This is a genomic window from Glycomyces paridis, assembly GCF_004912155.1.
In the GTDB taxonomy this organism is placed as follows: Bacteria; Actinomycetota; Actinomycetes; order Mycobacteriales; family Micromonosporaceae; genus Glycomyces; species Glycomyces paridis.
The window spans coordinates 75,945-102,808 of the sequence record NZ_STGX01000001.1; the positions used below are offsets into that span (position 1 = coordinate 75,945).

Below are 26,864 nucleotides of genomic sequence, written 5' to 3' on the forward strand. Positions count from 1 at the left end.
CTGGAGATGAACTGAGCCGATGATCGCAGCTGACGAGGCCGCCCGTTATCCGACCCGCCTCACCGACGACTATCTGATGCGGTCGGAGGCGAGGGAGCCCGGGTCGTTGGTCGCCACGGCGCTGCGGACGCGTTCGCCGGCGGCTCGTCACCTGCTCGCCCGCGGCGCTCACCGGGGGTTGCCGTTCGCGGATCTGGTGGCGGCCGCGCGCGCGGGCGGCGGGCCGCGGCGGGCCGCGGCGTCCGGTGTGCGTCCGGCGGCGCTGCGGGACCTGGCGCGGGTGGTGGGTCTCCAGTCGGATGCGGAGGAGGATCGCCGGGACGCCTTGGCGTTGTACGATCTCGCGTTCGACGTCGCCGGTCCGCGGCGCGTCGGTGCTCGCGACGCCGCCGTGCACGCGCAGATCGCCTTCGCGCTCGGCGAGTGGCGGCGGGCCCGTTTCTTGCTGCGCTGCTACGGGAGGCGTATGCGGCCGTTGGAGCGGGGGGCGCTGCTGGCCGACCTCGCCCATCCCGACCCGGCGGTGTCCGGTCGCGGCGGCTCCGAGTCGGCTTGGCTCGCGCGCCTGGGCGCCTTGTGCGGGCAGCCGGGGCTGCGGTTGGACCCCGTGGGCGAGGATGCGGCGCTGCCCCGGTTCGACCGGCTGCGCGCCGCGCCGGTGCCGCGCGTGGAGGGGCCGAAGGTGTCGGTGGTCGTGACGGCGTTCCGGCCGGGCCGGGAGCTGTTGACGGCGGTGCGGTCGCTGGTGGAGGGCTCGTGGGCGAACCTGGAGGTCCTCGTCGTGGACGACGCGTCGGGGGAGGCGTTCGGGCCGGTTCTGGACGCGGCGGCGGCGCTGGACGAGCGGGTGCGGGTGATCCGCAGGCCCGTCAACGGGGGCACGTTCGCGGCGCGGAACACCGCGTTCGACGCCGCGACCGGGGATTTCGTGACCGGGCTGGACGCCGATGACTGGGCCGCGCCGGGGCGCCTGGCGCGTTCGGTCGCGCCGCTCCTGGCCGACCCGGCGCTCCAGTTGACGTACGGGGAGGCGTTCCTGTTCAACGAGGACCTGACGGTGACGCGGCCGGGGCGGGTGCTGGCGACGACGTCGACGGCGTCGATGACGCTGCGGCGCAGCGTCATCGACCGGGTCGGGTATTACGACGAGGTCCGCAAGGGCGCCGACACGGAGTTCCTGCACCGGATCGGGGCCGCGTTCGGCCCCGCGGCGGTGCGCCGCCTCGACGGGGTGCGGGACACGCTCATGCGCCAGGCGCCCGGCTCGCTCTCGCGCGAGGAGTTCGGGCCCGGCTGGAAGCACCCGTCCCGCCGCGCCTACCAGTCGGCGTACCCGCTGTGGCACAAGGCGATCGCGAAGGGGACGGCCGATCCGCGCCTGGAGCGCGATCCGGAGGAGCGCCCGTTCGCGGCCCCGCACCGCATCACGGCCGCGCGGCCCGGGCCGCGGCACTTCGACGTCGTGTTCTGCCTCGACTGGCGGCCCTTCGGCGGACCTCAGAAGTCCACGATGGAGGAGATCCGGGCGCTGCGCGGCACCGGATTGAAGGTCGCGGTCATGCACCTGGAGTCGTGGCGGCACATGACGACCGAGGACCGGCTGATGTGCGAGCCGATCCAGCGGTGGATCAACGACGGCACCGTCGACCAGGTCCTGGTCACCGACGAGGCCACCTGCGACCTGCTCGTTCTGCGGTACCCGCCGATCCTCCAGTTCCGCGCCGGCGAGCGCGCGGGCCTGCGCCCGGCCCGGATGGTCGTCCTCGCCAACCAGGCCCCGGCCGAACGCGACGGCTCCGACATCCGATACGACCCCGACGCGTGCCACGCCAACGCGACCGACATGTTCGGCGTCGAGCCGCTGTGGGTGCCGCAGGGGCCGCAGGTCCGCGAGGCGCTCGAACCGAAGGAGCGCACCGGGTCGGTCCTCGACGGCCTCACCGCCGGGGCCCTCGCCGACTTCGACATGCCCGGCATCCTCGACCCGGCCGCGATCGCGCCCGCCCGCACCGGGTTCCGCGCGGCCGTCCCCGTCGTCGGGCGCCACTCCCGCGACGACTGGACGAAGTGGCCCCTCGCCGCCGACCTGCCCCTGGTCTACCCCGGGGACGGGCGCTGGGACGTGCGCGTCATGGGCGGTGTCAAGAGCGTCGCCGCCGTCACCGGCCAGGCCCCGCCGCACTCGTGGACCTGCTACGGCTACAACGAGACCGACGTCGACTCGTTCCTGTTCCAGCTCGACTTCTGGATCTACTTCCCGCACCCGATGCAGTACGAGGCGTTCGGGAGGGCCGTCCTCGAAGCGCTCGCCGCAGGGTGCGTGACCGTCCTGCCCCCGCGCTTCGAGCCGACGTTCGGCGACGCCGCGCTGTACTGCGAACCGTCCGCAGTGGCCGGTATCGTGGAGGCGCACCGCGCCGATCCGGGCCGCTTCCTCGCCCAGTCCGCGCTCGCCCGCCGGCGGGTGGCCGAGCGGTTCAGCCACGACTCCTACCGCACCCTCGTCACCGGCCTCCTGGCCCACGCCCGCGTCTGAAAGTGCCTGCCTTGATACCGAAGCTCAGAGCCCTCCACCGCCGCCTCGGCCGGCCCTCGGCCGCCCGCCTGGCCGCCGTCGCCGGACCGGTGCTCGCGGCCTCGCTCGCGGCCCTCGCCTTCTGGGGCGACCTCCGGCTCCTGTGGGCCGCCTCATCCCTGATGAGCCTGCTCACGCTCGGCGCGGTCGCCCTCGGCTGGAGCGAGGCCCGCCGGGCCCGCGTCGAGGCCCGCGAGTCGGCCGAGCGCACCGAGTTCACCTACCGCAAGATCCTGGCCGCCTTCGAGGCCGAACGCCTCGCCGGCGAGCGCCGCCGCGCCGCCGCGGGCGAGCGCTGAACCCGCCCCCGCCGGGGAGAGGCCCCTCACGGATCGGCCCGCACCGGGCCCGGCCGACCGGGCGGTAGTATTGGCCCGCCATTGCAAGCCGCACAGCAACCACCTGTTCCGGGAGGGCCGCCCCCATGGAAGAGCCGATCATTCAGGCTCGCGACCTCGGGATCTGCTTCGCGAAAGGCAAGCAGAAGAAAGCCCGCGTCAAAGACCTCTTCGTGCGCCGCGCCGCCAACCAGAAGGGCGCCGCGCAGCAGGACTTCTGGCCGCTGCGGCACGTCAACTTCGACATCTTCCCCGGCGACGCCGTCGGCATCATCGGCCGCAACGGCACCGGCAAGTCCACGCTGCTGCGCCTCATCACCGGCGTCCTCATCCCCGACGAGGGCTACGTGCGCCGCGAGGGCCGCGTCGCCCCGCTCATCGCCCTGTCGGCCGGGTTCTCCGGCGACCTCACCGGCCGCGAGAACGTCAACCTCGTCGGCGCGCTCCACGGCATGAGCACCAAGGAGATCAAGTCGAAGTTCGACGAGATCGTCGACTTCTCCGAGCTCGAGGACTTCATCGACACGCCCCTGAAGCACTACTCCTCGGGCATGAAGGTCCGCCTGGGCTTCGGCGTCATCACGCAGCTGCCGCACCCGATCCTCCTGGTCGACGAGGCGCTCGCCGTCGGCGACGCCGCGTTCAAGCGCAAGTGCCAGGCCGTCATCGCGGGCCTCCTCGAAGAGGGCCGCACCCTCGTGTTCGTCTCCCACTCCGAAGGCGACCTGAAGAAGTACTGCAAGCGCGGGATCTTCCTCGACGCCGGCACCCTGGAGACCGACGGCACCGTCGAGGAGGCGCTCGACGCCTACAAGGCCGCCGAGAAGCGCGACGCGAAGGCGAAGGCCGCGAAGAAGGCCGCCGCCAAGAAGGCCGCCGAGGCCACCGCCGCACCCGTCCTCGTCCCCGGCCCCGTCGAGGCCGCCACGTGAGTCGAGCCGTCATCCTGCCGGCTCCGGGCGGCTACGCCGAGATCGAGGAGGACCGCACGGTCCTCGACCGCCTCATCGCGCAGATCCGCGAGGCCGGCTGCGACGACGTGACCGTCCTGGTCAGGCCCGGCACCGACCGGCCCGTCAAGGCCGCCCAGATCGAGTCGGCCGACGCCGACGCCGACCTGGCCCACCTGGGCGAACTCGCCTTCTCCGGCGACGGCGCCCTCTACGCCGCGTGCGCCGACCTCGTCGCCTCCCAGACCACGGTCGCCGCCGTCCTCTCCGACTCCTCGCGCCGCTCGGGCGTCCTCGTGGGCGCCGACGACCCGACCGCCGCGCCCGTCGCCGTCGAACGCGGCCTCGTCACCGGGCCCGGGCCCGGCCCGACCCGCCTCGGCGGGCTCGCGAAGGTCTCCGCCGCCCACCTCGCCCGGCTCGAACGCCACTGGCCGCGCCGCTCGGGCGGCGACGCGTTCGAAGCGCTCCTGGCCGCCCTCCACGCCCGCGCGATCCCCGTCAACGCCTACGCCACCAGCGGCCTCGAACACCGCCGTGTCGGCGGCGGCGAGGAGGCCCGCGAGGTCGCCGCCGCGTTCGCAGCGGTCGACATGGACGCCTGGCGCCTGCGCAGCGCCGTCAAGCACGACGACGACCTCTTCGCGACCTACGCCGTCTCCAGCTGGTCGCCGCGCCTGGTCGTCCTCGCCGCGCGCCTCGGCTGGACCCCCACCCCCATCACCTGGGTCTCGATCGGCCTCGCCGTGGCCGCCGCCGCGATCTTCGCCACCGGATGGGGCGAGCCGCTCCTCGGCGGCGGGGGCGCCGCCTCCCTGTGGTTCGCCGCCGCCGCGGCCCTCATGTACTTCAGTTTCGTCTTCGACTGCGTCGACGGCCAGCTGGCCCGCTACACCCAGAACTTCTCCTCCTTCGGCGGCTGGCTCGACATGATGGCCGACCGCTCCAAGGAGTTCCTCATCTACGCCGGGCTCGCCGCCGGGGCCGTCGCCGCCGGGGCCTCCGCGCCCGCCGCGTGGGGCCTCGCCATCGGCGCCATGGTCACCCAGACCGTCCGGCACACCGCCGACACCTGGTACGCCGTCCTGCTCGACACCGCCGTGGTCCGCAAGGCCCGCGAACGCGAGTCCGCGCCGCCCGCCGGGCGCGCCGCGCACCTCGGGCAGCGCCTCGGCTCGGCCTCCGAGCAGGTCATGGGCGCCCACCGGACGCCGCTGTACTGGGCCAAGCGCACCGTCGTCGCCCCCGTCGGCGAACGCTGGCTGCTCCTGGCCGTCGCCGCGTTCGCGTTCGGCCCGGCCGTCGCGCTCGCCGCGCTCCTCGCCTGGCAGCTCCTCGCCCTCGCCTACACGACCCTCGGCCGGACCCTCCGGTCGATGGCCGCCCGCACCGCCGCCATGCGCCGCCCCGACCGGTCGGCGCACCGCGACGACGGCCCGCTGGCGCGCCTGGTGCCGCGCAGCCCCGTCGGCGGCGACATGACGCCGCTCGCGGCGACCGCCGCCGCCGTCCTCGCCGCCGGCGCCGCCGTGGCCGCCGCCGCACTCGACACGCCCGCGTGGGTGCCGTTCGGGCTCGCCGGGCTCGCTCTCGTGCTCGCCGTCTCGGTCGCCCGCACCGACCACGAGGGACTCCTCGACTGGTTCATCCCCGCGGGCCTGCGCGCCGTCGAACTCGGCGTCATCGCCGCGGTCGGCATCACCGCGGGCGTCGCCTGGCCGGTCCTGTTCGCGCTCCTGGCCGTCATCGCCCTCTACTTCTACGACCTCGCCGCCGGACTCGACAAGGCCGCCTCGCCGGTGGCCCGCCGGGACCTGGGACTCGGCTGGCCCGCAAGGAGCCTCATCGCGATCGCGGCCGCCGCGACCGCCGCGTTCACCGACCCGGCCGTGGCCACAGTGGTCTTCGGGCTGCTCGCCGTGTACGTCGCCGCGGTCTTCGTCGGCGCGGTCGTGGCGGGCACCGTGCGGGCCTCGCGGACGGCCGCGGCCTGAACGCCGACCCGGTTCGCCACGGAGTGCCAAGACCGTCAAGCGAACTCGTTCGGGTCACTGTGCCCGACGGGCGCACACCGCTGGCGTCCCGCGACTAAGGTGTACCTGTGCGCAGGTTTCGGTTCACGCGACTCGTGCTCGCCGCGGCCGTGATCGGGGCGGTGGGCGTCTTCTCGCTGTCCCTGAACACCGACGGCGGCGGACGCGACTCGAATGCGAACGCCATTTCCCAAGTGGACTGGTCGAACGCCGACCAGACCTACCCGCTGCCGCCCGGCACCCCGACCCCGAGCCCCAGCTACGACGGCGACGGCACCTCCGACATCGACGGCACCGAGGGCACCGGCGACGGCGGCGGGAACGGCCCGACCGGCGAGGCCGCCTCGCCCGGCTCCGGCCCGACCGGCGGCGACGACGAAGACGACGCCGGCGGGTTCCTCAACCTCGCGTTCCCCGCGCAGGCGGGCATGAGCGTCGGCCTCCTCGCCCTCGCGTTCCTCGCGCTGCTGCCGGGCCGCCGGATGCCCGCGAACCTCCGCTGACACGAAGAGCCGCAGGCGATCGGAGCCGACGGCACAGCCGCAAGGCCATGCGGCGGCGACACCGCGCGGCCGCAGCGCCGTGCAGCCACGGCACCGCGCAGCCGTCGAATCGCGCTGCGGTCAGAGCGCGGTGTACGCGTAGCCGCGCCGGTCGAACTCGTCGAGGATCTTCTCCAGGGCCCCGCACATGTCCTTCTGGTTCGAGGCGCCGTCGTGCAGGAGCACGATGGCGCCCGGCCCGGTGTGGTCGAGCACCCGGTCCTCGATCTGCGACTCGGTCGTCGCGTTGTCCCAGTCGGAGGGGTCGACCGCCCAGTGCAGCGACTCCATGCCCATGTCGGCGGCGACGGCGATCGCCCGGTCGGTCCACTGCCCGCCCGGGTGGCGGAAGTAGGCGATCGCGGCGCCGGGCGCGGCCTTCGTGATCGCGTCGTTGGTCCGCTGGAGGTTCGCGCGGATCTCGTCCTCGCTCTGCTTCCCCAGGTCGAACTCGTGGAACCACGAGTGGTTGCACAGCGTGTGGCCCTCGCGGACGATGTCGGCGATGATCTCGGGGTAGGCCTCGGCGTAGGCGCCGATGACGCAGAACGTGGCCTTGATGCCGCGTTCGCGCAGCATCGACAGGACCGTCGGCGTCCACTCCGGCGACGGCCCGTCGTCGAAGGTGAGCGCCACGGCCTCCGAATCGGTGTGGTTGCGGGTGCCCAGCGGCCCGTCGTAGGCGTTCGAGGCCGGCTCGGCCGACGGCGCCGGGACGGGAGCGGACGAGGGCGCCTGCGAGGTCGCGGGCGCCTCGGTCGACGGCTCGGCGCCCGTCTCGGCAGGGGACTCGTCGGCGGCGCTGGCGCCGTCCCCGGTGTCCCCGGACTCCCCGGCGCCCTCGGTCTCGGGCGCGGGGGCCGCCGAGGCAGTAGGCTCGGTCGCGGCCAGGGTCCCCTCGGGCGGCTCCCCGCCCTCGGGCCAGATCCAGGCGAGCACCAGCAGTGTGGCGACTGCGACCGCAATGCCTAGTTTGTGGTGCCTCATCACGTGATTGTAGGTGTCCTGTGCCACTGCACAGGGGATTCGAGGAGGAGCGATGCGACTGGTCGTCGGCATGACGGGCGCGACCGGAGCGGTGTTCGGCGTCCGCCTGCTCCAGGCGCTCCGCGACATCGAGGGCGTCGAGACGCACCTGGTCATGAGCCGCTGGGCGCGGACCACACTGCGCCTGGAGACCCCGTTCAGCGCCACCGAGGTCGCCGCGCTCGCCGACCACCACTGGGGCCCCGGCGAGCAGGCCGCGCCGATCTCCTCGGGGTCGTTCCGCACCGACGGGATGATCATCGCGCCGTGCTCGATGAAGACCGTCGCCGCCGTGCGCACCGGTTACACCGAGGGCCTCATCGGGCGGGCCGCCGACGTGACCCTCAAGGAGCGCCGCCGCCTCGTCCTGCTCGCCCGCGAGAGCCCGCTCTCGGAGATCCACCTGGAGAACCTGCTGGCGCTCTCGCGCATGGGCGCGGTCGTGCTGCCGCCGGTGCCCGCCTTCTACAACCTGCCTGAGACCATCGACGACATCGTCGACCACGTCGTCGCCCGGACCCTCGACCAGTTCGGCCTGGAGAGCGCGAAGGCGAAGCGCTGGAAGGGCCTCGACGGGTCGACCGGGGCGGGCGCAGAAGAGGAGTAGCCGGTGGACACGCTGATGTGGGAGGCCAAGGCCGCCGAGGGCCGCGGCGCCGAACTGCTGCGGTGGGTGCTGGACGAGGGCGTGCGCGCCGTCGCCGACCCGGCCGTGCGCACCGAGGTCTTCATCGCGGGCGACCGCGTCGTCGTCATCGCCGTCGGCGAGGCCCCGGCCCGCCGCCTGCCCGACCCGCCCGAGGAGCTCGTGGAACGGGCCCCGCACGCCTGGCCGTTCACCCGAGTCAACCTCGCGACCTGATCGAAACCGCCCCTGTCGGACCCGCCGGGCATCGTTGAATCGGGGGGTCCCCAGGTGTCCGTTTTGAAGGCAAGCGCCGAGAATATAAGTATATGTACGCTAATCGCCCGGGATGTGATGCGTCCCGGGCGATTAGCGTTCGTCGCTAGCGGCCGATGCCCTTGTAGGTCCAGCCGTGCTTGGTCCACTGCGCGGGGTCGAAGGCGTTCATGCCGTCGAGGATGCGGCGCTCGGCGACCTGCTGGCCCAGCGCCTCGGGGTCGAGGGTGCGGAACTCCTCCCACGGGACCATCGCGCACACCACGTCGGCGCCCGCCACGGCCTCGGCGAGGGTCTTCACGAAGCTCAGCTCCGGCGCGGCCGACTTCGCGTTCTCCAGGCCCTCGGGGTCGTAGACGACCACGTCGGCGCGGCAGGCGCGCAGGCGCCGGGCGATCGCGAGCGCGGGGGAGTCGCGGATGTCGTCGGTGTCGGGCTTGAAGGTCGCGCCGAGGTAGGCGACGCGCACGCCCGACAGGTCGGGGCCGTTGGGCCCGGTGGGGCGCTCGGCGAGGTCGGCGACGTGGCGCACGACCTGGGAGCGGCGGCGGGTGTTGACCGCGTCGACCTCGTCGAGGAAGCGGAAGGACTCGCCGACGCCCAGTTCCCCCGCGCGCGCGGAGAGGGCGCGGATGTCCTTGGGCAGGCAGCCGCCGCCGAAGCCGATGCCGGCGCGCAGGAACTTGTTGCCGATGCGCTGGTCGTAGCCGATGGCCTTGGCGAGGTCGGCGACGTCGCCGCCGGTGACCTCGCACAGGTCGGCCATGGCGTTGATGAAGGAGATCTTGGTCGACAGGAACGCGTTCGCGGCGACCTTGACGAGTTCGGCGGTGGCGAGGTCGGTCTCGACCACGGGGACCTCGCGGTCCTCGACGGCGGCGAGTTCGAGGATGCCGCGGTGGACGTCCTTGAGGAGGCGGGAGGCCCATTCGGACTGTGCGGCGTAGACGATCCGGTTGGGGCGCAGGACGTCGTGCATCGCGTTCGACTCCTGGAGGAACTCCGGGCTCCAGCCGACCTCGACGCCCAGGCCCTCGGGGGTGTGGCGGTCGACGAGCTCCTGGACCCAGGAGGCGGTGCCGACAGGGACGGTGGACTTGCCGACGATGAGGACCTTGCGGGTGAGGTGCGCGGAGAGTTCGACGACCGAGGACTCGATGTAGGAGAGGTCGGCGCCGTGCTCGCCCTGGCGCTGGGGGGTGCCGACGCAGATGAAGTGGACGTCGGCGAACTCGGCGACGTCCTTGACGTCGGTGGTGAAGCGCAGGCGTCCGGTTTCGAGGTTCTTCTTGAGCAGTTCGGGGAGGCCGGGTTCGTGGATCGGGAGCACGCCGGAGGCGAAGGCCTCGATCTTGGCGGCGTCGACGTCGTACCCGATCACTTCGTACCCGAGCTCCGCGAAGCAGATCGCGTAGGTCGCCCCGAGGTAGCCGCATCCCAGGAAGGAGATGCGGGGCCGGGTGGTGGTGTTCTGCGAAGGGGTCTGGATCGCGTTGACCATCTGGTGCGTGCCCTGTCTGTGCTCGTCCGGAGGCGCCCCCGGTGCGGGGCGGCCTGGTTCGTGCGGGGCCGGTCCTGGTGCCCGGTCCGGTCCGTCGGCGCGCCGCCGTGTCCGTTCGGTCGGCCGTTCGCACGGCGGCCTCGAATTGTACGTGAACACGGCTATGGCCTGCGCCATCGTATATTCAACTTCACGCATGAACGTCCTGTGACGTTGCGGCGAAACCGTGGAAAACTCACGGTGGCGCCGGTCACGAGGTGTGCGCGGGGTGGGTTACACTCGCCCTATCTTACCGACGAGTAACAACAGGATCGACTACAGCCGGGAGCCGCCGATGTCCACCGGGTTCAGCCCTTACCGCCTGCCAGAAGAGTACGACGACATCCGCTCCGCGACCCGCGCCGTGTGCGACGCGGGGGTCGCGCCGGGCGCCGCGGAGGCCGACGCCGCCGCGGCCTTCCCCGAGCGGTCGTACGAGGCGCTGCGGTCGGCCGACCTCCACGCCCCGCACATCCCGGCCGAGTACGGCGGGGCGGGCATCGACGCGCTGGGCACCGCGATCGTCATCGAGGAGGTCGCCCGCGCGTGCGCCTCCTCCTCGCTCATCCCCGCGGTCAACAAGCTCGGCTCGCTGCCGCTGCTGCTGGACGCCTCAGAGGACCTCAAGCGGCGCTACCTGCCGCCGGTGGCCTCCGGCGAGGCGATGTTCTCCTACTGCCTCTCCGAGCCCGAGGCCGGCTCGGACGCCGCGTCCATGACCACGCGCGCCGTGCGCGACGGCGACGGCTGGGTCCTCGACGGCGTCAAGCGCTGGATCACCAACGCGGGCGTCAGCGAGTTCTACACCGTGTTCGCCGTGACCGAGCCGGGCGCCGGCGCCAAGGGCATCTCGGCGTTCGTCGTCGAGAAGGGCGACGCGGGCGTCTCCTTCGGCAAGCCCGAGAAGAAGCTCGGCATCAAGGGCTCCCCGACCGCCGAGGTCTACCTCGACTCGGTGCGCCTGCCGGCGGGCCGCCTCATCGGCGAAGCGGGGCAGGGGTTCTCCCTCGCCATGCGCACCCTCGACCACACGCGCGTGACGATCGCCGCGCAGGCCCTCGGCATCGCCCAGGGCGCGCTCGACGCCGCGACCGCCTACGCGGCCGAGCGCGAGCAGTTCGGCCGCCCCATCGCCGCATTCCAGGGCGTCCAGTTCCTCCTCGCCGACGCCGCCATGAAGATCAGCGCCGCCCGCGAGCTCACCTACGCCGCGGCCGCCAAGTCCGAGCGCGGCGACGCCGACCTCACCTACTTCGGCGCCGCCGCCAAGTGCTTCGCCTCCGACGCGGCCATGCAGATCACCACCGACATGGTCCAGGTCCTCGGCGGCTACGGCTACACCCAGGACTTCCCGCTGGAGCGCATGATGCGCGACGCCAAGATCACCCAGATCTACGAGGGCACCAACCAGGTGCAGCGGATCGTCATCGCGCGGGAGCTCCAGCGCGGCAAGGCGTTCTAAGGCTTTACGGCAGGGAGCGCAGGGGCCCGGACCGCGAGGCGGTCCGGGCCCCTCGTGCGTTTCAGGCCTCGGCTTCGACCGGTTCGGGGGCGCGGCGGCGGGGGCCGACGAGGACGAGCGCCCAGACGGCCGCGAGCGCGAGGTACAGGGCGGTGACGGCGGGCCAGGGGAGGTCGAAGCCGCCCAGGAGGGTCCGCAGGTTCAAGGCGACCACGAGCATGCCGATGGTCGAGCCGAGCTTCGCGGTCGGGATGCGGCGGGTGAGCCAGGCCGCGAGCGGGGCGGCCGCCATGCCGCCGACGGCCATGCCGGCGACCAGGGGCCACAGCACGGTGAGCGTCTCGGGGGCGGCGAACCAGAAGCCGACGACGGCCGCGGTCGAGGCGAAGACCTGCGCGGTCGAGACCGAACCGACCACTTTGTACGGCTCCAGGCGCGAGGTCGCCAGCGTGATGGGCATGGTCACCGGGCCCCAGCCGCCGCCGCCGACCGCGGCGAGGAAGCCGCCGACGAGGCCGGTGGGGACGGCGAAGCCCGAGCGGACCGGCCCGGTGGCGGTGGCGCGGCCCTTCGCGAAGCGCCACACGATGACCGCGCCGAGGGCGATGAGGATCGCGCTGGTGACGGGCGTGGCCGCGTCGAGGCGGGTGAGCGAGACGAGCGCCCAGGCCCCCGCGAAGCCGCCGACGGCGCCGGGGATGCCCAGCCGCAGCGTGGTGGGCCAGTGGACGTTGCGCAGGCGGGTGTGCGCGACGGCGCTGACGGTGCCGGTGGCGATCGTCGCGACGTTCACCGAGGCGGAGGCCACCGCGGGGGCGATGCCGAGGCCGAGGAGGAACGTCATGGTGATGGTGCCGAAGCCCATGCCGAGGCTGCCGTCGACGAGCTGGGCGACGAAGCCCGCTGCGACGGCGGAGAGGATGGTGGTCGCGATCAGCACGCGCGGCTCCCTCGGTTCTGGACGGCCCTCAAATACTCCACAAAATCAGTAGGAGTTGTCAACGTTGGTCCACGTTTCGGGACGCCGGGGCTTCCCGAAGGCGCCTCACATCATCGCGCGGGCGCGCCACCGGGCCCGTTCGGGAGGCCTCCGCCACCCGACCAGGGGCCGGATGCGCCCTTCGAGACGCGAGTCATAGCGTGGACGGACAGACCCGGTTACGCTCGGCTCGCCTCGCACGGTTGGCGTGTCACCGAGCGTGGCCCGCCATTCACCTGGCACACTCTGGCCGCCGGCGACGGCGCCAGCCAATCCGGGAGCCTGCGCAGCACACAGGCAGCCTGAAATGCAGAGGAGCATTCGATGGGTAAGAAGGTCACGGTCGTCGGCGCCGGTTTCTACGGCTCCACCACCGCCCAGCGCCTGGCCGAGTACGACGTCTTCGACGAGGTCGTGCTCACCGACATCGTCGAGGGCAAGCCCGAGGGCATCGCCCTCGACATGAACCAGTCCCGCACCATCGAGGGCTTCGAGACGAAGGTCGTGGGCGCGACCACCGACGCCGACGGCGGCGGCTACGACAAGACCGCGGGCTCGGACGTCATCGTCATCACCGCGGGCCTGCCCCGCAAGCCCGGCATGAGCCGCATGGACCTCCTGGAGGTCAACGCGAAGATCGTCCGCGGGGTCACCGAGAACCTCGTCAAGCACTCCCCGAACGCCGTCGTCATCGTCGTCTCCAACCCGCTCGACGAGATGACCGCGCTCGCGCAGCTCGCCTCCGGCTTCCCCAAGCACCGCGTGCTCGGCCAGGCCGGGATGCTCGACACGGCCCGCTTCACGAACTTCGTGGCCGAGGAGCTCCAGGTCCCCGTCGGGTCGGTGACCACCCTGACGCTCGGCTCGCACGGCGACACGATGGTGCCCGTGCCCTCGCAGTCCTCGGTCGACGGCAAGCCGCTCGCGGACCTCCTCCCGGCCGACAAGGTCGAGGAGCTCGTCACCAAGACCCGCAACGGCGGCGCCGAGATCGTCGCCCTGCTCAAGACCGGCTCGGCGTACTACGCGCCTTCGGCCGCCGCCGCCCGCATGGCCAAGGCCGTCGCGGAGGACTCCGGCGCGGTCATGCCCGTGTGCGCGTGGGTCGACGGCGAGTACGGCATCTCCGGCGTCTACCTGGGCGTCAACGCCCAGATCGGCGCCGAGGGCGTCAAGAAGGTCGTCGAGACGCCCCTCGACGAGACCGAGCTGGCGAACCTCAAGGAGGCCGCCGAGGCGGTCCGCGCCAAGCAGGCGGACGTCGCCGGGCTGTAGCAGCGTCTTCGGCGCCCGCGCCGCCCGCCGCACCGGCGGGCGACGCGGGCGCTTCGTCGTTCCCCGGGCCAGGCGCGGGTCCGGTGCGGCCCCGGCCATATCGCTTCCGCGGCCGCCGGGGCGGTCGCTAGGCTTACGGCCGTGAGCGTCGTAGGGCAGCGCGATAACCGGGCGAAGCCGGACAGATGGAGGCCGTTCGTCGTGAGGCGGCCCCGCTCCTGGGCGCTCGAGATCGCCATGGTCGTCGCACTCGTCGCATGGACGGTGCCGCTGTTCTGGCCGAGCGCCCTGGTGCACTTCGACATCGCCGTGCGCGACGCCGCCGACGCCCACCGCACCGGCTTCACCCACCAGTTCGCGGTCCTCACCAACATGCTCGGTCAGGGCGGCGCGCTCGGCGGCGTCGCGCTCGGCATCGCCTCGATCATCGCCTGGCGCCGCCGCGACGTGCGCCCGCTCCTGGCGTTCGTCACCACCTACTTCATGGCCGGGGCGGTCCTGGTCATGAAGTACACGCTGCTGCGCGTCTACCCGCACTGGCCCGACATCTCCCAGCCGCCGTACGCCGACGCCGCCCAGGCGGTGCTCATGACCTCGCTGGAGCCGGCCGGTGCGTACCCCTCGGGGCACGTGCTCAACGCCGTGGTCTGGTACGGGTTCATCGTGCTCATGGTCGGCCGGTCCTTCGCGCCGTGGGTCCGCGTCCTCTTCCTGACCCTGCCGCCGCTCATCGTCGCCTACTCCACGACCTACCTGGGCTTCCACTGGTTCAGCGACACCCCCGCGGGCCTGTTCATCGGCGTGGTCATCATCCGGATCGTCCAGCGCGTCCCCTGGGGCACAGTGGAGCTGCCACTGTGGCTGGAGCCCGAGCGGCGGTATCGGTAGGGCCGGAGCGGAAGTCCCGCGCGGTATCTTCGAGCCATGCCCACTGCGCCCCGAGCACGGCCGCCCCTCAGACGACGCCTCGGCCTTCCCTCAGCGATCGCGATCGGGCTCGCCTCCATGCTCGGCGCGGGCGTGTTCGTCGTCTGGGGCCCGGCGGCGCGCGCCGCCGGATCGGGCCCGGGCCTGCTCGCGGCCCTCGCGATCGCCGCGTTCCTCGCCTACTGCAACGCCCGCTCCTCGGCCCGCCTCGCCGCCCTGTACCCGCAGGCCGGAGGCGCCTACGTGTACGGCACGCGGCTGCTCCACCCGGCCGCCGGGTTCGCCGCCGGCTGGGCGTTCACCGTCGGCAAGACCGCCTCGGGCGCGGCGATGGCCCTCACCCTCGGCGCCTACCTGCTGCCGTCCCATCCGAAGGCGCTCGCGGCGGCGGCCGTCGTCGCGTTCTGCGCCGTGAACCTGCTGGGCGTCAAGCGGACCGCGGTCGCCTCGGCGGTCTTCGCCGCCCTCACGCTCCTCGTGCTCGGCGCGGTCGTCACCGCCGGCCTGACCGGCCCGGTGGCCGCGCAGCCGCTGGGCCACACCCACCCGTGGGGGACGCTCACCGCCGCCGGGTTCATCTTCTTCGCCTTCGCCGGGTACGCGCGGATCGCCACGCTCGGCGAGGAGGTCGCGCGCCCGGCGTGGACCGTTCCGCGCGCGATCGCGATCGCCTTGGGCGCCACCGTGGCCGTGTACGCGCTGGTGGCGGTGACGGCGCTGAGCGTCCTGGGCGCCGGGACGCTCGCCGAGTCGACCGCGCCGCTCGCCGACCTCGCCGGGGCGAGCGCCCCGGCGCTGCTGCCGCTGGTGTCGATCGGCGCGGGCGTCGCGGTCGCGGGCGTGCTGCTGACGCTCTTGGCCGGGATCGGCCGCACCGTCCTGGCGATGGCCCGCGACGGGCGCCTGCCCCGGCCGCTCGCGGCCGTGTCCGGGCGCTTCGGCGTCCCGTGGGCCGCCGAGGTCGCCGCGAGCGCCCTCGTCCTGCTCCTGGTGTCCGCCTTCGACTTGACGGGTGCGATCGGGTTCTCGAGCTTCTGCGTGCTCGTCTACTACGCGGTGGCGAACGCCTCGGCGGTCACCCTCGACCGGCGTGCCCCCCTGCCGTGGATCGGCCTCGGCGGCTGCCTCCTGGTGGCCGCGAGCCTGCCTCCGGCATCGGTCCTCGGCGGCCTCGCGGTCCTCGCCGCGGGAGGGGCCTGGTTCGCCTTCACCGAGCGCCGGGGCAGGCCGGCGGCGGGTTAGCGGCGGGCCGGGGTCGCGGCGGGCCGGCGCCGCAACGGGTCGGCGACGGGTCAGGGGCCGACGGTCGCGGCGGGGCCTCCGACCGGCGCCGCAACGGGTCGGCACCGGGCGAGGAGTCGACGGTCACGGCGGGGCCCTCGTCCAGCGCCGCAACGGGTCGGCACCAAAGCGGCGGTCGTGCAGCGCCGCCGCGCCCGCCGAGGTCCCTAGCGGGCCGCGCGCCGCTCGTCGCGGGCGGCGCGCAGGCGCCGCACGACCGCGGGCTGCTGGGCGGCGGCCTCGGGGTGGTCGATGAGGCGGGCGAGGTGCTGGTAGTACCGCTCGGGGGTGAGCTCGAGCTCGTCGCTGATCGCCTGGGTCTTCGCGCCCGGCGCCCGCCACCAGCGGGCCTCGAACGCGAGGACGCGCGACTCCATCGCCGAGAGCTTGTCCTCCGGCTCCCTGGCGCGGGTGCGCGGCTGCTGGGGCGGCGCCTCCCGTCCGGGACGGGAGGCCTCCGAGGGCGCGCGCCCGGGGCGGGGCGCGGCCGGGTGCTCGTCCTCCCGGTGCGTGCGCGGCGTCGGTCCGGCGGGGCGTTGTCCGGGAGGCATGGGGTGCTCCTTACTCGCGGCTGCGGGTGGTCGCCGCTGCTACTCGATCCAGTCGATGAGGTCCGCGACCGAGTCCTTGACGTGGTTCGGCCGGAACGGGTACCGCTCGACCGTCTCCATGGTGTCAGTGACCCCCGACAGAACGAGGACCGTCTCCAGGCCCGCTTCGAGCCCCGAGAGCACGTCGGTGTCCATGCGGTCGCCGATCATCACCGTCGACTCCGAGTGGGCCCCTATGCGCCGCAAGGCGTTGCGCATCATCAGCGGGTTCGGCTTGCCGACGAAGTACGGGTCGGCGCCCGTGGCCGCCGTGATCATCGCCGCAAACGCGCCGCAGGCCGGGAGGATGCCCTCCAGGGACGGGCCGGTCGTGTCCGGGTTCGTGCAGATGAACCGGGCCCCGGCCTTGATGAGTCGCACCGCCGTGGTGAGCGCGCCGAAGTCGTAGCGGCGGGTCTCGCCGAGGACCACGTAGTCGGGGCGGTAGTCGGTGAGGACGTACCCGATCTCGTGCAGCGCCGTCGTCAGGCCCGACTCGCCGATGACGTACGCCGAGCCCTTGGGGCGCTGGGAGTGCAGGAAGTCCGCGGTCGCCATCGCCGAGGTGTAGATGTTCTCGGCCGGGACGTCCAGCCCCGAGTTCTTCAGGCGCGCATGGAGGTCGCGGGGCGTGTAGATGGAGTTGTTGGTGAGCACGAGGAATCCCTTCCCCGCCGACTGCAACTTCTCGATGAGCTTGTTGGCGCCCGGGACGGGCACGCCCTCGTGGACGAGCACGCCGTCCATGTCCGAGAGCCAGTTGTCGAAGGGTCCAGGTGTAGTCATGAACAACATCTTGCCATCGCATCGGGAAAACGACGAGGAGCGGACGTAAAGTGGTGGCCGTGGAGACGGCATTGACGGCCGTGCTCGTCATCGCCGCAGGCGCCATGGCGGGCGCACTCGGCTACTGGACCATCCGAACCGCGAGGAACAAATGAGCGAGCGCGACGTACCGGAACAGTTCGCCTCGACCTTCGACAAGGTCGAGCCCTACCCCTTCGAGGAGACCGACGACCTGCGCCGCGGTCCGAACCTGCACGACGACCTGCTGCCGCTGCTGCCGCTCGTCGGGCGCTGGAGGGGCCGCGGCCAGGGCGGCTACCCGGGCGCCGAGGACTTCCTGTACGCCCAGGAGGTCGCGTTCCTCCACGACGGCCGCCCGTTCCTGCGCTACCGGGCCCGCTCGTGGATCATCGACGCCGACGGCAAGGCCGTGCGCCCCGCCGCCCAGGAGACCGGCTGGTGGCGCGTCGTCAGGGGCGAGGACCCCCGCCGCCCCGAGGTCGAGGTCCTCCTCGCCCACCCCACCGGCATCCTCGACCTCTACTACGGCCACGTCGACGGCACCCGCATCGAGATCGCCACCGACGCCGTCGTCCGCAGCCCCCAGGCCAAGGAGGTCACCGCCGGCAAGCGCCTCTACGGCCTCGTCGACGGCGCCCTCATGTACGCCCAGGAGATGGCCGCCGAAGGCAACCCCATGACCCCCCACCTCAGCGCCAGCCTCACCAGAGTCGTTGGCTGACTCGAGTCGCCGGCTGACCCGAGTCGCCGGCTGACCCTGGTCAGAAGTCGCCGGGCCAGAGGTCTTCCTCTTTTTTCTGCTCCTCGGTGGCGGGCGGGGCGGTGACCGTGGTGGTGACCGGGCCGCGGCCGGCTTCGAGGAGGCGGTCGAGGAGGGCGAGGGCGCCGCGTTTGTGGAGGGGCTCGTTGCCGTTGCCGCACTTGGGGCTCTGGATGCAGCTGGGGCAGCCGTGGCGGCAGGTGCAGCCGGCGATGGCGCCGCGGGTCGCGCCGAGCCAGTCCTGCCATTTGCGGAAGGCCTGTTCGGCGAAGCCGGCGCCGCCGGGATGGCCGTCGTAGACGAAGACCGTCGGCAGCTCGGTGTCCATGTGCGCGGCCGTCGACAGGCCGCCGATGTCCCAGCGGTCGCAGGTCGCGATGAGCGGCAGCAGGCCGATCGAGGCGTGCTCGGCCGCGTGGAGCGAGCCCGGCAGGTCCGGGACGCCTTCCAGCGCTTCGGGATCGACCGTCCACCACACGGCCACGGTGCGCAGCACCTGCGGCGGCAGGTCCAACGGCTGGGTGTCGATGACCTCGCCCGAGGGGAGGCGGCGGCGCTGGTAGGAGATGACGTTCGACGTCACCTCGACCTCGCCGAGGCACAGCGTCGCGGGCCCCATCTCCAGGCGCTCGCGCTCGCCGAGGATCTCCAGGTGCGTGATCTCCTGCGTCGTGGTCGTCCACGGCGGCTTCGCGGCGTGGACGAGCGCCACGCCGTCGTCCAGGTCGAGCTCGTCGACGATGAACGACTCGCCCTGGTGCAGGTACAGCGCGCCCCGGTGCACGAGGCGGTGCGAGGCCGCCGCGTCCACGGTGCCGATGAGCCGCCCGGTGCTCGTCTCGGCGATGTCGACGCCCATCGGCCCCGAGCCGCGCAGCGACACCTCGGGCCGCTCCGACCCGATCCAGTAGTAGCGCCCGCCGGGGCGGCGGCGCAGCATCTTCTGCTCGCACAGCTGCTCGGCCACCGCGCGGCTGCCGGGGATCGCGTCGAGGTCGGCCTCGCGCAGCGGCAGCTCCTCGGCCGCCAGGCACAGGTGCCCGGCCAGGACGTACGGGTTCGAGGGGTCGCACACGCTCGACTCCACCGGCCGGTCGAAGATCGCTTCGGGGTGGTGCACCAGGTACGTGTCGAGCGGGTCGTCCTTCGCGAGCATCACTGCGAGCGCCTCGGTGTCGCCGCGCCCGGCCCGCCCGATCTGCTGCCAGAACGAGGCGAGGCGGCCCGGGTAGCCGCACAGCAGGACCGCGTCGAGGCCCGTCACGTCGATGCCCAGTTCGAGCGCGTTCGTCGTCGCGACGCCCAGGAGCTTCCCGTCCCGCAGGTCCGATTCGAGCTCGCGGCGGTGCTCGCGCAGGTAGCCGGCCCGGTAGGCGGCGATCCGGTCGGCGCGGGGGTCGGCGCCCAGTCGCGAGCGCGCCTCGGCGGCGACGATCTCGGCGCCCCTGCGGGAGGGCACGAACGCGAGGGTGCGCACGCCGCGGCGCACGAGCTGGGCGAGCATCCGGGAGGTCTCGCTGAGGGTCGAGGCCTGCTGCGGCTCGCCCTCGATCTCGTAGGTGACCGGCTCCCACAGGGCGACCGTGGCGCCGGGGTGCGGGGAGTGGTCCTCGGTGACGGCGACGGCGGGGCGTCCGGTGAGGACCGACAGGGACGCGGCCGGGTCGGCGGCGGTGGCGCTGGCGGCGATCACGGTCGGGGCGGCGCCGTAGTGGGCGGCGAGGCGCAGGAGGCGGCGCAGGGTGAGGGCGACGTGGGCGCCGAAGACGCCGCGGTAGACGTGGCACTCGTCGACGACGACGTACTTGAGGTTCTTCAACAGCGACCGCCACATGCGGTGGCGGGGGAGCAGGGAGTGGTGGAGGAGGTCGGGGTTGGACAGGACGAGGTTGGCGAAGCGCTGCGCCCACTGGCGGTGCTCGAAGGGCGTGTCGCCGTCGACGATGGCCGGGACGAGGCCGGGGACGGCGAACTCGCCGACCGCGCGGGCCTGGTCGGCCGCGAGGGCCTTGGTGGGGGCGAGGTAGAGGGTGCGCCCGGCCTCCTCGCCGCCGTCGTTGCGGAGCGCCTCGGTGAGCAGCGGCAGGAGGTAGGCGAGGCTCTTGCCGGAGGCGGTGCCGGTGGCGACGACCACGTCGCGGCCCTCGTAGGCGTGCGTCGCGGCCTCGGCCTGGTGCGGCCAGGGGCGCACGATCCCGTTGTCGGCCAAGGCGTCGCGGACCTCGGCGGGCACCCACGCGGGCCATTCGCAGCGCACCGAGCGCCGCGGCGGCAGGCGCCGCAGATGGCGCAGGCCGCCGTCCTCGGACTGGAGGGCGGCGATGAGCTGTTCGGCGGGCGCGGGCACGCCTCCAATGATGCCGCAGGAGTCCGACAGGACGGCGGTGCCGCGGTCGCGATCCGGTCATACGCTCCCGACTCGCATCCAGTCGGAACGCAGTACGCTTATGGGCCAAGACACAGTGTTCGCAGACCCCGGGCGGCCCCCGGGACCGGGCGCGGACGCGAAGAGCGCGAGGAGACGGCGTGAGAGGGACATCAGGCGACGGCGCGGCCGAGCCCGAACTGGGGCTCGGCCTCTCCACTGTCGGCGAGTACGCCGTCATCAGCGTCACCGGCGAGATCGACATGTACACCGCCCCGCAGCTGCGCGAGGCCGTGCGCCAGCTCTCCGCCGAGGGCCGCATGCGCGTCGCGATCGACCTGACGCCCACCGAGTTCTGCGACTCCACCGGCCTGGGCGTGCTCATCGGGGCCCGCCGCCGCCTCTCCGACGCCGGCGGGAGCCTCATCGTCGTGTGCCAGAACCCCCGCATCAGGAAGCTCCTGGACCTGACCGGACTCGACAAGGTGCTCGATGTCCGGGAAGCGGTGCCCGGCGAGTGAACGGGTCCAGGCACGACCGCGCCGGAGGACGCGCCGATCCGGTGACCGTGCGGTTCGCCTTCACCCCCGCCGCCGCGTACGTCCGCGCCGCCCGCCTCGTGGCCGCCGACGTGGCCGCCCACGCGGGCGTCGCCACCGGGCTCCTCGACGAGGTGCGCCAAGCGGTGGGCGAAGCGTGCACGCGCGCGGTCCTGCGGCACCGCGACCGCGGACTCGACGACCTCGTGCGCGTAGAATTTTCGATCGGTGATCGTTTCGTTGCGAAAATCACCGATAACGCGCAGGATCTGCGCGCACGCGCGAACGGCAAGGCCGCCGCGAGCACGCCCGGCGGCGATGCGCGAGCGAGCGATCACGACGCGGTCGAAGAGGACACCCTCTCCGAGGAGATCACCCTCATCGTCCTCGGCGGACTGGTCGAAGACCTGGTCGTGACCGGTCCCGACGCCGACGGCGGCACCACCGTCAGCATGAGCTGGCCACTCCCCGGCTCCGGCTCCTCCGGCGACCACTGAGGCCCCGCACACCCTCCCCGCGAGGCGTGACCGACCCCACTTATAAAGCGCTCACATCGTTACACTCCGCTCGTTATGTCAGCCGCGTCCCGGACGCGGCACCGGCCGCACCGTCCTGCCCGTCTCGGCCCCCACCGGTGATCGAACGACCACGCGCCACGCGCGCGTCACCCCGGGCACGGCGAGCCAGCGCGCCGCACATCGCTATGGAGGAAGTACATGCATACGTTGCTCGCCAACGGCGACGAGGGCGTAGGCGCGCTTGAAGGCGCGAACCTCAGCCTCGTCGTGCTCGCGGCCGTGCTGGCGCTCATCGCGCTCGGCGGCGCCGCGGCGCTCGTCAAGGGCATCCTGAGCGCCGGCACCGGCACCGACAAGATGCGCGAGATCTCCGGGGCCGTCCAAGAGGGCGCCTCGGCCTACCTGCGCCGCCAGTTCAAGGCGCTCGGCGTCTTCGTCGTCATCGCCGTGGTCCTGCTCTTCCTGCTGCCGGCCGAAGGCGGCATGGACGTCAAGCTCGGCCGCAGCGTCTTCTTCATCGTCGGCGCCCTGTTCAGCTCCTTCATCGGCTGGGCCGGCATGAACATGGCGACCCGCGCCAACGTGCGCGTCGCCGCCGCGGCCCGCGACGGGAAGCCCACCACCGCGATGCACCTGGCCTTCCGCACCGGCGGCGTGGTCGGGTTCCTCACCGTCGGCCTGGGCCTGCTCGGCGCCGCGGTCGTCGTCCTCGTCTACAAGGGCGACGCGCCCGTGGTCCTGGAGGGCTTCGGCTTCGGCGCCGCCCTCCTCGCCATGTTCATGCGCGTCGGCGGCGGCATCTTCACCAAGGCCGCCGACGTCGGCGCCGACCTCGTCGGCAAGGTCGAGCAGGGCATCCCCGAGGACGACCCGCGCAACCCGGCGACCATCGCCGACAACGTGGGCGACAACGTCGGCGACTGCGCCGGCATGGCCGCGGACCTCTTCGAGTCCTACGCCGTCGTGCTCGTCGCGAGCCTCATCCTCGGCCGCGCCGCCTTCGGCGAGACCGGCCTGGTGCTGCCGCTCCTGGTCGCCTCCGTCGGCATCGTCTGCGCCATCATCGGCGTCGCCATCACGCGTATGCGCGCCTCGGACGCCTCGGGCCTGACGGCCATCAACCGCGCCTTCTACATCTCCGCGGTCGTCGCCGCGGCGCTCACCGCCGCGGCCGTCTTCTGGTACGTCCCCTCGTCGTGGAGCGACCTCGGCGGCAAGATCCCCGCCGAGGACATCGCGAGCATCCCGGTCAACCCGCAGGTCCTCGCCGTCGTCGCCGTCCTCATCGGCATCGCGCTCGCCGCGGCGATCCTCGCGCTCACCGGCTACTACACCGACACGCGCTACAAGCCCACGAAGACCGTCTCGGCCTCGACGCGCACCGGCGCGGCCACGAACATCCTCTCGGGCTTCTCGCTCGGCCTCGAATCGGCCGTCTACACCGCGCTGACCATCGCCGCCGCGATCCTGGGCGCGTACCTGCTCGGCGGCGGGGTCTTCCTCGTGAGCCTCTTCGCGGTGGCGCTGGCCGGCTGCGGCCTGCTCACCACGGTCGGCGTCATCGTCGCGATGGACACCTTCGGGCCCATCAGCGACAACGCGCAGGGCGTCGCGGAGATGTCCGGCGACGTGGAGGGCGACGCGGCGCGCACGCTGACCGACCTCGACGCGGTCGGCAACACCACGAAGGCGATCACCAAGGGCATCGCGATCGCGACGGCCGTCCTGGCCGCGACCGCGCTGTTCGGCTCCTACACCGACGCGGTGTCCTCCGAGGGCCTCGCGGGCGGCGCGCTGTTCGAGACGCTGAACATCGCCGACCCGATCAACATCGTGGGCTTCATCATCGGCGCGAGCGTCGTGTTCCTGTTCTCCGGCCTCGCGATCAACGCCGTCGCCCGCTCCGCCGGGTCGGTCGTGAACGAGGTCCGCGACCAGTTCGCGCGCTTCCCGGGGATCATGGAGGGCACGCAGCGGCCCGAGTACGGCCGCGTGGTCGACATCTGCACCCGCGACGCCCAGCGCGAGCTGGTCACTCCGGGCCTGCTGGCGATCACCGCGCCGATCGCGGTCGGCTTCGGCCTCGGCGTGGGCCCGCTCGCGGCCTACCTGGCCGGTGCGATCGCGTGCGGCGTCCTCATGGCCGTGATGCTCGCGAACTCGGGCGGCGCCTGGGACAACGCGAAGAAGGACGTCGAGGACGGCAACCACGGCGGCAAGGGCTCCGAGGCCCACGCCGCGGCGGTCATCGGCGACACGGTCGGCGACCCGTTCAAGGACACCGCGGGCCCGGCCATCAACCCGCTCCTCAAGGTCATGAACCTGGTGAGCCTCATCATCGCCCCGGCCGTGGTCGTCTACACGGTCGAAGGCGTCGGCGACGAGGCCTCCAGCCCCGTCCGCTGGATCATCGCCGGCCTCGCCGTCGCCGCCCTCGTGACCGCGATCGTCGTCTCCAAGCGCCGTTCCTCGGTGGTGGAGGCGGGGGAAGCCCACGCCCCGGAGCAGCGTGAGTCGGTCGAAGTCGGCTAACTGATCCGGGCCAGTCCTGGCGTGTGCCCCGGTCCTGGTGGCCGGGGCACACTCATACTCAGGGGACGCAGTGCGGAAGCGTGAGCTACCGTAACGAATCGAGTGCATTTTCCGGATGAATGGTGGGAGCAGTGGCCGATCTCAAGCGCCTGGTCATCGTCGAGTCCCCGGCGAAGGCGAAGACGATCGCCTCGTACCTCGGTCCGGGCTACATCGTCGACTCGTCGCTGGGGCACATCCGGGACCTGCCGCGCAGCGCCAAGGAGATCCCGGCGAAGTACAAGGACAAGGCGTGGTCGCGCCTGGGCGTGGACGTCGACAACGACTTCGCGCCGCTGTACATCGTCAACCCCGACCGGTCGGCGCACGTGAAGAAGCTCAAGGGCTATCTCGCGGAGGTCGACGAGCTGTTCCTCGCCACCGATGAGGACCGCGAGGGCGAGGCCATCGCGTGGCACCTGCTGGAGACGCTGAAGCCGAAGATCCCGGTGAAGCGGATGGTCTTCCACGAGATCACCCCGGCGGCGATCGCCGAGGCCGCCGCGAACCCGCGCGAGCTCAACCAGGACCTGGTGGACGCCCAGGAGGGGCGGCGCATCCTCGACCGGCTGTACGGCTACGAGGTCAGCCCGGTCCTGTGGAAGAAGGTCATGCCGCGCCTGTCGGCCGGGCGCGTGCAGTCGGTCGCGACCAGGCTCGTGGTCGAGCGCGAGCGGGCCCGCATGGCGTTCCGCACCGCCGACTACTGGGACGTCACCGCGAACCTCGCCACTGACGAGGACCAGCGGTTCAAGGCCACCCTCATCGCGCTCGACGGCGACCGGGTCGCCACGGGCAAGGACTTCGACGCCGCCACCGGCCGCGTCAAGGGCAACGTCGTGCACCTCGACGAGGCCGGCGCCCGCGGCCTCGCGCGGCGCCTCGACGGCCGCGACTTCACCGTCCTCAAGGTCGAGAAGAAGCCGTACCGCCGCAAGCCCTACCCGCCGTTCATCACCTCGACCCTCCAGCAGGAGGGCGGGCGCAAGCTGCGGCTCTCCAGCGCCCAGGTCATGCGGGTCGCCCAGCGGCTCTACGAGAACGGCCACATCACGTATATGCGGACGGACTCGACGAACCTGTCGGCGACCGCGATCAACGCCGCGCGCGCCCAGGCCGCCGAGCTGTACGGCGCGCAGTACGTGCCCGCCGAGCCGCGCCACTACGCGCGCAAGGTCAAGAACGCGCAGGAGGCGCACGAGGCGATCCGCCCGGCCGGGGACCGCTTCAAGACCCCGAACCAGCTCAAGGCGCAGCTCTCGGCCGAGGAGCACCGGCTGTACGAGCTCATCTGGCGGCGCACGCTCGCCTCGCAGATGGTCGACGCGACCGGGAACTCCACGTCGGTGCGCGCCCGCGCGACGACGCCCGGCGGCGAGGAGGCCGACTTCGGCGCCTCCGGCAAGACCATCACGAACCCGGGCTTCCTGCTCGCCTACGTCGAGTCGATCGAGGAGGGCGACGCGGACGACGCCGAGAAGCGCCTCCCCGAGCTCGCCGAGCGCCAGCACCTCGCCGAGAAGGGCCTGGAGGCCTCCGGGCACACCACGCAGCCGCCCGCCCGCTACACCGAGGCGAGCCTGGTCAAGGCCCTCGAAGAGCGCGGCATCGGCCGGCCCTCCACGTACGCGTCGATCATGGAGACCATCCAGAACCGCGAGTACGTCTTCAAGAAGGGCCAGGCGCTCGTGCCGGCCTTCCGGGCGTTCGCGGTCGTCGGCCTGCTGGAGCGCCACTTCCCGCGCCTGGTCGACTACGACTTCACGGCCGGGATGGAGGACGAGCTCGACGAGGTGGCCGCCGGGGCCGAGTCCCGCGAGGAGTTCCTGCGCAAGTTCTACTTCGGCGGCGAGGACAAGGAGGGCACTGTGGCCGCCTCGGGCGGGCTGCGGCAGATGGTCGAGGACGAGCTCGGCAAGATCGACGCCCGCGAGGTCAACTCGATCCCGATCTACACCGACGACCAGGACCGCAAGGTCGTCGTCCGCGTCGGCCGGTACGGGCCCTACCTCGAACGCGTCGGCCCCGGGGACGAGACCGCGCCCGGCAAGCGCCCGTCGGTGCCCGAGAACATGGCGCCCGACGAGCTGACCCCCGAGAAGGGCCAGGAGCTGTTCGACCTCGCCGAGAACGAGGGCGAGCTGGGCACCCACCCCGAGACCGGCGAGCCGGTGCTCGCCAAGACCGGCAGGTACGGGCCCTACGTCACCTCCGGTGAGAAGTCCTCCTCGCTGCTGACCGGCCAGAAGCTCTCCGAGATCACCCTCGCCGACGCCGTCAAGCTGCTGACGCTGCCGCGCCTGGTCGGCAAGGACGCCGACGGCGAGGAGATCCGCACCGGCCTGGGCCCGCACGGCCCCTACGTGAAGAAGAACCGCGACTTCCGCTCCCTCGACAACGAGGAGCAGCTGTTCACGCTCACGCTCGAAGAGGCCGAGAAGCTCCTCGCGCAGCCGAAGTCGCGCGGCCGCCAGCAGCGCGCCCAGACCCTCCTGAAGGAGCTGGGCCCCGACCCGGTCACCGGCAAGGAGGTCTCCCTCAAGGACGGCCGCTTCGGCCCGTACGTGACCGACGGCGAGACGAACGCCTCGATCCGCAAGACCGACTCGATCGAGGACCTCACCATCGACCGCGCCGCCGAGCTCCTCGCCGAGCGGCGCGAGAAGGTCGCCTCCGGCACGCTCCCGGTCAAGAAGGCCGCGAAGAAGACCGCGAAGAAGACCGCCGCGAAGAAGACGGCGAAGAAGGCCGCGGCCAAGAAGACCGCCGCGAAGACGACGACGGTCAAGAAGGCCGCGGCGAAGAAGGCCGCGAAGAAGACCGCTTCGTAGCCGGACGGGCGCGCGTGGCCTGCCGCGGATCGGGCCCCGCGGCGCTTATGGTGG

The 26,864-nt window shown here is 72.6% G+C and carries 22 protein-coding genes; 16 read left to right on the forward strand and 6 right to left on the reverse strand.

Going from position 1 to position 26,864, the window contains the following annotated elements:
• Positions 1-325 precede the first annotated feature (325 nt).
• The 5 genes from E9998_RS00335 (at position 326) to E9998_RS00355 (ending at position 6,399) form a co-directional block, all read left to right on the forward strand.
• Positions 326-2,536: a glycosyltransferase family 2 protein gene (locus E9998_RS00335; protein WP_158299646.1), complete on the forward strand. Its 2,211-nt coding sequence runs from the start codon at positions 326-328 to the stop codon at positions 2,534-2,536.
• A gap of 2 nt (positions 2,537-2,538) precedes the next feature.
• Complete coding sequence (locus E9998_RS00340) at positions 2,539-2,874, forward strand: hypothetical protein (RefSeq protein WP_136527726.1); 336 nt, start codon at positions 2,539-2,541, stop codon at positions 2,872-2,874.
• A gap of 125 nt (positions 2,875-2,999) precedes the next feature.
• Positions 3,000-3,845 (forward strand): ABC transporter ATP-binding protein, encoded by an 846-nt coding sequence (locus E9998_RS00345; protein ID WP_136527727.1) that lies wholly within the window; start codon positions 3,000-3,002, stop codon positions 3,843-3,845.
• Positions 3,842-5,857, forward strand: a complete 2,016-nt coding sequence (locus E9998_RS00350; protein WP_136527728.1) for a CDP-alcohol phosphatidyltransferase family protein — start codon at positions 3,842-3,844, stop codon at positions 5,855-5,857. The genes E9998_RS00345 and E9998_RS00350 overlap by 4 nt, the downstream gene beginning before the upstream one ends.
• A 107-nt stretch (positions 5,858-5,964) precedes the next feature.
• Positions 5,965-6,399: a hypothetical protein gene (locus tag E9998_RS00355; protein ID WP_136527729.1), complete on the forward strand. Its 435-nt coding sequence runs from the start codon at positions 5,965-5,967 to the stop codon at positions 6,397-6,399.
• A 120-nt stretch (positions 6,400-6,519) separates the two neighbouring features.
• Here the strand turns inward: E9998_RS00355 and E9998_RS00360 are convergent, their stop codons facing one another.
• The gene (locus E9998_RS00360) at positions 6,520-7,425 is read right to left on the reverse strand and encodes a polysaccharide deacetylase family protein (protein WP_158299647.1); all 906 of its coding nucleotides are present in this window, start codon (positions 7,423-7,425) and stop codon (positions 6,520-6,522) included.
• 52 nt (positions 7,426-7,477) lie between these two features.
• On the opposite strand from E9998_RS00360, the gene E9998_RS00365 reads away from it, so the two are divergent.
• Both E9998_RS00365 and E9998_RS00370 read left to right on the forward strand, forming a co-directional pair.
• Entirely contained in the window at positions 7,478-8,071 is a 594-nt protein-coding gene (locus tag E9998_RS00365; RefSeq protein WP_136527731.1) for a non-oxidative hydroxyarylic acid decarboxylases subunit B, read from the forward strand.
• A 3-nt stretch (positions 8,072-8,074) separates the two neighbouring features.
• On the forward strand, positions 8,075-8,326 hold the full coding sequence (locus tag E9998_RS00370; protein WP_204745168.1) for a hypothetical protein: 252 nt from the start codon (positions 8,075-8,077) through the stop codon (positions 8,324-8,326).
• Between the two features lie 145 nt (positions 8,327-8,471).
• On the opposite strand, the gene E9998_RS00375 is transcribed toward E9998_RS00370, so the two are convergent.
• On the reverse strand, positions 8,472-9,866 hold the full coding sequence (locus E9998_RS00375; RefSeq protein WP_136527732.1) for a UDP-glucose dehydrogenase family protein: 1,395 nt from the start codon (positions 9,864-9,866) through the stop codon (positions 8,472-8,474).
• Between the two features lie 334 nt (positions 9,867-10,200).
• On the opposite strand from E9998_RS00375, the gene E9998_RS00380 reads away from it, so the two are divergent.
• A complete protein-coding gene (locus E9998_RS00380; protein ID WP_136527733.1) occupies positions 10,201-11,367 on the forward strand; it encodes an acyl-CoA dehydrogenase family protein in 1,167 nt (388 codons plus the stop codon).
• Positions 11,368-11,428: 61 nt separating this feature from the next.
• On the opposite strand, the gene E9998_RS00385 is transcribed toward E9998_RS00380, so the two are convergent.
• A complete protein-coding gene (locus E9998_RS00385; protein ID WP_136527734.1) occupies positions 11,429-12,307 on the reverse strand; it encodes a sulfite exporter TauE/SafE family protein in 879 nt (292 codons plus the stop codon).
• A gap of 363 nt (positions 12,308-12,670) precedes the next feature.
• On the opposite strand from E9998_RS00385, the gene mdh reads away from it, so the two are divergent.
• The 3 genes from mdh (at position 12,671) to E9998_RS00400 (ending at position 15,790) form a co-directional block, all read left to right on the forward strand.
• Positions 12,671-13,621 (forward strand): malate dehydrogenase, encoded by a 951-nt coding sequence (mdh, locus tag E9998_RS00390; protein WP_136527735.1) that lies wholly within the window; start codon positions 12,671-12,673, stop codon positions 13,619-13,621.
• 201 nt (positions 13,622-13,822) lie between these two features.
• Positions 13,823-14,509 (forward strand): phosphatase PAP2 family protein, encoded by a 687-nt coding sequence (locus E9998_RS00395; protein ID WP_136527736.1) that lies wholly within the window; start codon positions 13,823-13,825, stop codon positions 14,507-14,509.
• Positions 14,510-14,545: 36 nt separating this feature from the next.
• On the forward strand, positions 14,546-15,790 hold the full coding sequence (locus E9998_RS00400) for an APC family permease (RefSeq protein ID WP_136527737.1): 1,245 nt from the start codon (positions 14,546-14,548) through the stop codon (positions 15,788-15,790).
• Positions 15,791-15,996: 206 nt separating this feature from the next.
• On the opposite strand, the gene E9998_RS00405 is transcribed toward E9998_RS00400, so the two are convergent.
• Complete coding sequence (locus tag E9998_RS00405) at positions 15,997-16,380, reverse strand: DUF3263 domain-containing protein (protein ID WP_136527738.1); 384 nt, start codon at positions 16,378-16,380, stop codon at positions 15,997-15,999.
• Between the two features lie 39 nt (positions 16,381-16,419).
• The gene (locus E9998_RS00410; protein ID WP_136527739.1) at positions 16,420-17,205 is read right to left on the reverse strand and encodes an HAD-IIA family hydrolase; all 786 of its coding nucleotides are present in this window, start codon (positions 17,203-17,205) and stop codon (positions 16,420-16,422) included.
• A 151-nt stretch (positions 17,206-17,356) separates the two neighbouring features.
• Here E9998_RS00410 and E9998_RS00415 point away from each other — a divergent pair, with 151 nt between their 5' ends.
• Entirely contained in the window at positions 17,357-17,947 is a 591-nt protein-coding gene (locus E9998_RS00415) for a heme-binding beta-barrel domain-containing protein (protein WP_136527740.1), read from the forward strand.
• A 40-nt stretch (positions 17,948-17,987) separates the two neighbouring features.
• Here E9998_RS00415 and E9998_RS00420 read toward each other — a convergent pair whose 3' ends face one another.
• On the reverse strand, positions 17,988-20,333 hold the full coding sequence (locus E9998_RS00420; RefSeq protein ID WP_204745169.1) for a DEAD/DEAH box helicase: 2,346 nt from the start codon (positions 20,331-20,333) through the stop codon (positions 17,988-17,990).
• Positions 20,334-20,512: 179 nt separating this feature from the next.
• Here E9998_RS00420 and E9998_RS00425 point away from each other — a divergent pair, with 179 nt between their 5' ends.
• The 4 genes from E9998_RS00425 (at position 20,513) to topA (ending at position 26,810) form a co-directional block, all read left to right on the forward strand.
• Positions 20,513-20,872: an STAS domain-containing protein gene (locus E9998_RS00425; protein WP_240037441.1), complete on the forward strand. Its 360-nt coding sequence runs from the start codon at positions 20,513-20,515 to the stop codon at positions 20,870-20,872.
• Positions 20,873-20,913: 41 nt separating this feature from the next.
• Complete coding sequence (locus E9998_RS00430) at positions 20,914-21,387, forward strand: ATP-binding protein (RefSeq protein ID WP_158299648.1); 474 nt, start codon at positions 20,914-20,916, stop codon at positions 21,385-21,387.
• Positions 21,388-21,606: 219 nt separating this feature from the next.
• Positions 21,607-23,940 (forward strand): sodium-translocating pyrophosphatase, encoded by a 2,334-nt coding sequence (locus tag E9998_RS00435; RefSeq protein WP_136527742.1) that lies wholly within the window; start codon positions 21,607-21,609, stop codon positions 23,938-23,940.
• A 119-nt stretch (positions 23,941-24,059) separates the two neighbouring features.
• On the forward strand, positions 24,060-26,810 hold the full coding sequence (gene topA, locus E9998_RS00440; protein ID WP_136527743.1) for a type I DNA topoisomerase: 2,751 nt from the start codon (positions 24,060-24,062) through the stop codon (positions 26,808-26,810).
• The last annotated feature ends 54 nt before the right edge of the window (positions 26,811-26,864 follow it).

Excerpts from the sequence above, each read along its gene's own strand:
- E9998_RS00345 (WP_136527727.1), top strand. The coding sequence starts at position 3,000 with ATGGAAGAGCCGATCATTCAGGCTCGCGACCTCGGGATCTGCTTCGCG.
- E9998_RS00360 (WP_158299647.1), bottom strand. The coding sequence starts at position 7,425 with ATGAGGCACCACAAACTAGGCATTGCGGTCGCAGTCGCCACACTGCTG.
- E9998_RS00405 (WP_136527738.1), bottom strand. The coding sequence starts at position 16,380 with ATGCCTCCCGGACAACGCCCCGCCGGACCGACGCCGCGCACGCACCGG.
- E9998_RS00380 (WP_136527733.1), top strand. The coding sequence starts at position 10,201 with ATGTCCACCGGGTTCAGCCCTTACCGCCTGCCAGAAGAGTACGACGAC.
- E9998_RS00365 (WP_136527731.1), top strand. The coding sequence starts at position 7,478 with ATGCGACTGGTCGTCGGCATGACGGGCGCGACCGGAGCGGTGTTCGGC.
- mdh (WP_136527735.1), top strand. The coding sequence starts at position 12,671 with ATGGGTAAGAAGGTCACGGTCGTCGGCGCCGGTTTCTACGGCTCCACC.
- E9998_RS00410 (WP_136527739.1), bottom strand. The coding sequence starts at position 17,205 with ATGACTACACCTGGACCCTTCGACAACTGGCTCTCGGACATGGACGGC.
- E9998_RS00435 (WP_136527742.1), top strand. The coding sequence starts at position 21,607 with ATGCATACGTTGCTCGCCAACGGCGACGAGGGCGTAGGCGCGCTTGAA.
- E9998_RS00375 (WP_136527732.1), bottom strand. The coding sequence starts at position 9,866 with ATGGTCAACGCGATCCAGACCCCTTCGCAGAACACCACCACCCGGCCC.
- E9998_RS00415 (WP_136527740.1), top strand. The coding sequence starts at position 17,357 with ATGAGCGAGCGCGACGTACCGGAACAGTTCGCCTCGACCTTCGACAAG.
- topA (WP_136527743.1), top strand. The coding sequence starts at position 24,060 with ATGGTGGGAGCAGTGGCCGATCTCAAGCGCCTGGTCATCGTCGAGTCC.
- E9998_RS00400 (WP_136527737.1), top strand. The coding sequence starts at position 14,546 with ATGCCCACTGCGCCCCGAGCACGGCCGCCCCTCAGACGACGCCTCGGC.